Consider the following 5,680-nt stretch of genomic DNA (forward strand, 5'->3'; position numbering starts at 1 on the left):
GCTTGCCATTGAGCACCCGGCTGACCGTGGCCTCGCTGACCCCAACCTTCTTCGCCACCTGAGCAAGTCGTCGCGTCACACACGAAAGGCTAACGCAAGCCCCGCAAGCGGCTTGCTGCCCAGCCCTGTGGAGACCTTTGCGTCCGGCTCTGCGGCATGCGCGCCCTCAGCCCAGCGTGATCCGGGCGGCCACCGGGAGGTGATCGCTGCCGGTGGCGGGCAGGGTGCGGATGTGGCCGACGCGCGCGTCGCGGGCCATGACCTGGTCGATCCGGGCCAGCGGGAAGGCGGCGGGGAAGCTCAGGGCGACGCCCCGCTCGGCCACGTTCATGCGTGTGGTCAGCGGATCCAGCGCGCGGTCGTCGACCGTGCCGTTGAGGTCGCCCAGCAGGATCACCCTGCTCAGTTCCTCGGCCGAAAGAGCGTCGCCCAGCAGGCCGGCGCTCTCGTCACGCCAGGACGACGCGAGGCCGCTCGCGCGGACGCGGACCGAGGGCAGATGCGCCACGTAGACGGCGGTCTCACCGCGCGGAGTGTGCGCCACGGCCCGCAGCCCGCGGTTCCACCCCTCCTCGATGCCCCGGGGTTTGATGTCGAGGGGGCCGGCATCGGCCAGCGGATGCTTCGACCAGAGTCCGACGGTGCCCTGAACCGTCCGGTACGGGTAGTCAGGGGCGAGAGTCTTCTCGTACACCTCGAGCGCCGGGGACACCAGCTCCTGGAGCGCGATGAGGTCGGGCCCGGCATCCGCCAGGGCGCGGGCGGTGCCCGAAGGGTCGCTGTTCTCGTCGCTGACGTTGTGCTGCACCACGACCAGGTCGTCGGCGCCGGGCTCCGGCGCGGGCAGCAGCAGACCGCCGAAGAGGTACGTCCAGGCCGCGACCGGCAGGAGCAGGGCCACCAGCGCGAGCGCCGAACGGCGCACCAGCGCCAGGACGAGCAGCGGCACGACCACCACGCCGAGCCACGGCAGGAACGACTCCAGCAGACTGCCCAGCCCGCCCACCCGGTTGGGAACTGCCCCGTGTCCCATCAGCAGGAGGGCGGTCAGGACCGCGACGACGGCGACGACCCGCCCCCGGGTCCAGGCCGAGGACGGATGCCCGTCCCGAGGAGAGCGGCGTATATGGCTGATCTTCACCGGCGACACCGTACTACCCACCGACCGCCGGGTAGCGCCCCATGATCGTCGGCCTCGTTCCGGTGGGCGTCGTCCGCCCGAGGGGGTGGCGTTCGACCGACCCGCGCCGGGAGGGCCTCGGGCGGGGTCAGACGTCGAGCCCGCCCGTAGCGAGCAGGTCGGAGACGTCGTTCACCAGCCCCCTGCCCATGCCGTCGGCGTTGGCGAGTCGGGTCTCGAAATCTCTCAGGCTCCGGAAGACGTCGGCGTACGCCGCCTGCTCGTCCAGGGGGAGTTGCAGCACCTGCAGGCGCCGGATGTCGACCCGTGACGAACTGGAGGCATGGGTGCCTGCCTGGCGCCCGTTGGACGGCGCGCGCAGACAGCCGGCCAGGAAATGGGCGTCCAGCTTGGCCGGGTTCACGCGCAGGGCGTGCAACTGCGGCCCCAGGGCGGTCGGAGGCCCTTCGTGCACCCATGCCTTGAACGCCCGCACGACTCCGGCGACCACGACGTCGCCCTTCTCGGCGATCACGGGCGCCGATTCGACGGGAACGAGTCCACCGGGAGTGCCGTCCGCCAGCAGGTCGGCCACGGTGAGGAGGGGCACGGTGTCGCCGCCGGACGCCACCGCACCGTCCAGCGGCTGCTGCCCGGCGCGCAACGACAGGGCACCGGCCTTGACGAGGTCTCCCACACCTACCGTCGTCTGCGGCCTGTCGTTCCCGAACTCCAGTTCCGACAGGCGTTCGGCCCGACGGGCCAGGCCGGTCAGCGCCGACCCCACTTCCTTCCAGACCGCGGAGAGTTCGAGGCCGGACGGCTCGGTGCCGACCGAGGTGTAGCGCCCGGGCGTGACGTCCACCTCGTCGTCCAGGAGCTCGATGAGAGGTACCCGGACGGCGCCGTCCGGCAGGTCCGCGTCCGAGTGGTCGAGGGCCTGCAGCGCGGAGAGGACGAAGGCTCGGAGCGGTTCCCAGCTGGGGCCGGACTCCCGCCCACCGGTCTGTGCGAAGCGCGTCGCGTCGATCAGAAGCGCGTCCTGGCCGGGCGGAGCCGCTCCCGGGCCGTCCGGAGCGGCTCTGAGGATCCACAACTGGAGCGAGACGCTGTGCGGTTGGGCGCTGCCGGGCGGAAGGGCCACCACGGCCCGGAGCGCGCCGGTACGCAGCAGGGAACCCCGGATCCGCCGTCCGGCCTTGCGTGAGGCGACCGCGGGAGGCAGGACGACGACGGCCGCCCCACCGGGTTCGAGATGGGCGAGCAGGTGCTGCACCCAGGCCAGTTCCGGCTCGGTGCGCGGCGGGAGACCGTACGTCCAGCGCTGGTCGGTGGCGAGTTCCTCGTAGCCCCAGTCACGTTCGTTGAACGGCGGATTGCACAGCGCCACATCGGCCCGCACCCCGGCGAACGGGTCCTCGCGCAGGGCGTCGGCCGTGGCGATCTCCGTACGGAGGCCGTGGCCGTCCGCGACGAACTCCAGCCGGGCGGCGGCCAGCGCGGCGAGAGCGGGATCCCGCTCGCACGCCATGACCCGTAGACCCGGACCCGCGTACTCCTGCACGGCGGCGGCAGCCAGGTGCCCCGTGCCGCAGGCCGGGTCGAAGACGGTGACCTCCTCGTCGGGCCCCCCGACGCGGACGTCGAACCCGATCCGTGCCATCAGGGCGGCGAGCGGGGGAGGCGTCGTGCTCAGCTGACGCACATGGGTCTCGAGCCACCGCTGGAGCAGGAACTCGAACGTCTCGCGCGCTCCCTCCTTCCGCCCCAGCTTCGCCGCCTCGATCGCCAACCGCTCGGCCTCCGGCGAGAGTCCCACTCGCGAGGAGCGTGCGCGGGGCGCACGCATGCGGTGGGCCGCCTCGGCGACGGCCAGGCCCGACTCGTCCCTGCTGCCGAGCACTTCGAACCGGGGCCACAGAAGCTCGCGCCCTCCGATGCTGTCGAGCTTGCCGTTGTCCCGCAGCCACCGCTCGACCTCCGCCAGGGAGAACTGGGGACTGACGTCCGTACCCCCGATGCGTGTGGGGAAGGAGTCGTGACGCCGCCGCCAGTTACTCACCGCGGCACGTCCCACCCCGGCGATCCGGGCGATCTCGGCAAGGCTGACGGGTACGGAACCGGTTGTACTCATCGACAGTCTCCGAGGTGCTGGGGGCGTGCGTGTGTGGGGGCGGGCTGGTGGTGGGCGGGTCTCTGTAATGGGGCTGCACATGAGAGGCTACTACGCTCATTGACTTTGTTCACAGTGCAAATGTCCGCGTGCGTTGTGCGGAAAGTGTGGAGGACGGGAGAAATGCAGAAATTCTCGCGCCGCAGCACCAGGACACCCTGCTCGAAGACGCCCGGAGTGCGGGCCCCCTGCGGGTGCCGAGCCGTTCGCGGTGCTCGCGCAAGAGTTGGGCGAGTGTCTCGGCGGTCTCCCTGCCGACGTCGAGTGTTGCGACGCAGGTGATACTGGTCAACGCGTGAAGCCTCTGGGTTCCGGGACGCGATCTTCGCAGACCTGTTCCCACGAGTGATTTCTCACGTATCTGACGCCGGATCAGGCCCGTCTGATGGTCCAGTCGGCCAGGAAGATCGAGGACCTGTCGGACGGGCGGCCTGGCCAATACCCTGAACCCCATCCGCACTACCTGGGGAGAGTCATGACAAGTAGGTTCACCGAGTTGGCCGTTGACTGCCACGATCCTGAGAGGCTCGCGGCCTTCTGGTGCGAGGTCCTGGGCTTCAAGGTGATCGACCGGAGCGAGGGCAAGGTCGAGATCGGTTCCTGGGTGCCGACCGTCGAGGATGTCCGGGCCCGCCAGATGCCGCCCACCCCGCTGTTCATTCAGGTACCCGAGGGCAAGACCGTGAAGAACCGGCTTCACCTCGACGTCAGCCCGATCGACGGCAGCACCGAGGACGAGGTGACCAGATTGCTCGGCCTCGGCGCAACCAGGACGGATGTTGGCCAGGGCTCAGACCGAAACTGGGTGGTCATGGCAGACCTCGAGGGCAACGAGTTCGACGTCCTACGCACTCTGGCACCGCAGACCTAGGCTGTGAGCGGGCACCCCACCCCGTCACGCACCGCAACCGCTACGTTGCCGAAAAGACCTCAACAGGGCTGGTGCACGTCACTTCAAGTGACGTGCACCAGCCCGTTGCTCCGCCCGGAAGTTCTGGTCGGAGTCAACCCGCCGTGAGCGCCGCCCACTCGCCCCGGCCGACCCGCAGCACCGGCCCGTCGCCCGCGCCCTTGGAGTCCCTTACGTACACGGCATCGAGACCAGCGGCCACCTCCACGCAGTCGCCGCCCCCTGATCCGCTGTAGCTGCTCTTGAACCAGTGCAGCCCGTCCATGTTCTCGGTCACCTGCTCCATGCTCACGTCTCTCCCACCAGCCGTTCGATGAGCCGCGCAGACTCCACGCCGTTCAGGGCCTGCGATCGCAGCTTGCCATACCGCCACCCGAAGGCGCTGACCTCTGCCGGATCACGGATGACGCACCCGACCTCTTGGGACTCGATGTACCCGAGGTGATGATGCTCGCTGGTCTCCAGCACCACGAACGGCCCCTTCAGCCCCGAATGAAACCCCGGGGAGACAGGCATGACCTGGACCTCGACGTTGCGCAACGCACCGACCTCCAACAGCCGCTGCCACTGCCCGCGCATGACCTCCGCATCGCCCACCGGATTCCGCAACGTCTCCTCACTCACGATGAACGACAGCTCCGCCAGCGGCACCCGAGTCAGCAACTTCTGCCGACTCAACCGAGCCTCCGCGTACTGGTCGATGACCTCCTCGCTCAGCGGTGGACAGTGACCCGCGAACACCGCCCGCGCGTACCCCTCCGTCTGCAACAGCCCCGGTACCAGCAGCGGATCGTACGAGAAGCGGCCCCCACCTCAGCCTCGATCACCGCGAAGTTGCGGAAGAAGCGCGGCAGCTCCGCCCGGTCCACCTCGTCCTGGAGGACCCCCAGTACTCCACCCGCCTCCAGCACCCGGTCCGCCGCCCGCGTGAACGCCACCTTCGCCGGCCGGCGCCCCTGCTCGACCGAGGAGACCTGCTCCGGCGAGTAGTCGATGGCCTCCGCGAGCTGCTGCTGGTTCAGCCCGGCGCGCTTGCGCAGATGCTGAGGCAGCCGGCCGTACGCCGACCACGCCCCCGGAAGATCGTGGCCCTCCTCCTTCGTCCTCACCGCGCGACTGTTCCGCGTCTCCCGCGTCTCCTGCACCGCCCTCACACCCTTCCAACCCGGAGTACCCCGCCCGCCCCCGCCGCCGGGGCCATGTCCAACGCGGGCCGCGATGACCGGGACACGCCCCGGACCCGTACAACGCACGTACAAGCAAACTGCGCAGCGGATGGTGAGGACTTTCCGGTGAAGGGCGACCGCCAACCCCGGAACTTGCGACCGCCCTGACTTCTATCGGCCCCGTCGGGGCGACCCCAACCGGACAGCGGGCCGGACAGGGAAGCACCGCGTTCCGGCGGGTTACTTCTGGGTGACGTCGGTGCAGTAGACGTCCTTGTCCGGCAGGTGGCCGGTGGCCAGGAAGTCGACGG

At 69.9% G+C, this 5,680-nt stretch carries 5 protein-coding genes and 1 pseudogene; 1 reads left to right on the forward strand and 5 read right to left on the reverse strand.

Annotated elements, in window-relative coordinates; genetic code table 11:
• From ABEA26_RS36390 to ABEA26_RS20945, 3 genes are all read right to left on the reverse strand, one after another.
• A partial coding sequence (locus tag ABEA26_RS36390) for a LacI family DNA-binding transcriptional regulator (protein WP_345964548.1) occupies positions 1-79 on the reverse strand: 79 nt, incomplete at its 3' end.
• Positions 80-166: 87 nt separating this feature from the next.
• Positions 167-1,033, reverse strand: a complete 867-nt coding sequence (locus ABEA26_RS20940) for an endonuclease/exonuclease/phosphatase family protein (RefSeq protein ID WP_345594361.1) — start codon at positions 1,031-1,033, stop codon at positions 167-169.
• A gap of 235 nt (positions 1,034-1,268) precedes the next feature.
• Complete coding sequence (locus ABEA26_RS20945) at positions 1,269-3,254, reverse strand: N-6 DNA methylase (protein WP_345594351.1); 1,986 nt, start codon at positions 3,252-3,254, stop codon at positions 1,269-1,271.
• A gap of 514 nt (positions 3,255-3,768) precedes the next feature.
• Here ABEA26_RS20945 and ABEA26_RS20950 point away from each other — a divergent pair.
• Positions 3,769-4,164 (forward strand): VOC family protein, encoded by a 396-nt coding sequence (locus ABEA26_RS20950; RefSeq protein WP_345594352.1) that lies wholly within the window; start codon positions 3,769-3,771, stop codon positions 4,162-4,164.
• Between the two features lie 133 nt (positions 4,165-4,297).
• Here ABEA26_RS20950 and ABEA26_RS20955 read toward each other — a convergent pair whose 3' ends face one another.
• A complete protein-coding gene (locus tag ABEA26_RS20955; protein WP_345594354.1) occupies positions 4,298-4,489 on the reverse strand; it encodes a DUF397 domain-containing protein in 192 nt (63 codons plus the stop codon).
• A gap of 2 nt (positions 4,490-4,491) precedes the next feature.
• Positions 4,492-5,312: pseudogene (locus ABEA26_RS20960) on the reverse strand (helix-turn-helix domain-containing protein).
• Between the last annotated feature and the right edge of the window lie 368 nt (positions 5,313-5,680).

It is taken from the genome of Streptomyces marokkonensis (genome assembly GCF_039539045.1).
GTDB lineage: Bacteria > Actinomycetota > Actinomycetes > Streptomycetales > Streptomycetaceae > Streptomyces > Streptomyces marokkonensis.

What these genes read in the sequence shown, in the direction of transcription:
- ABEA26_RS20955 (WP_345594354.1), bottom strand. Translation starts at nt 4,489, where the DNA reads ATGGAGCAGGTGACCGAGAACATGGACGGGCTGCACTGGTTCAAGAGC.
- ABEA26_RS20950 (WP_345594352.1), top strand. Translation starts at nt 3,769, where the DNA reads ATGACAAGTAGGTTCACCGAGTTGGCCGTTGACTGCCACGATCCTGAG.
- ABEA26_RS20945 (WP_345594351.1), bottom strand. Translation starts at nt 3,254, where the DNA reads ATGAGTACAACCGGTTCCGTACCCGTCAGCCTTGCCGAGATCGCCCGG.
- ABEA26_RS20940 (WP_345594361.1), bottom strand. Translation starts at nt 1,033, where the DNA reads ATGGGACACGGGGCAGTTCCCAACCGGGTGGGCGGGCTGGGCAGTCTG.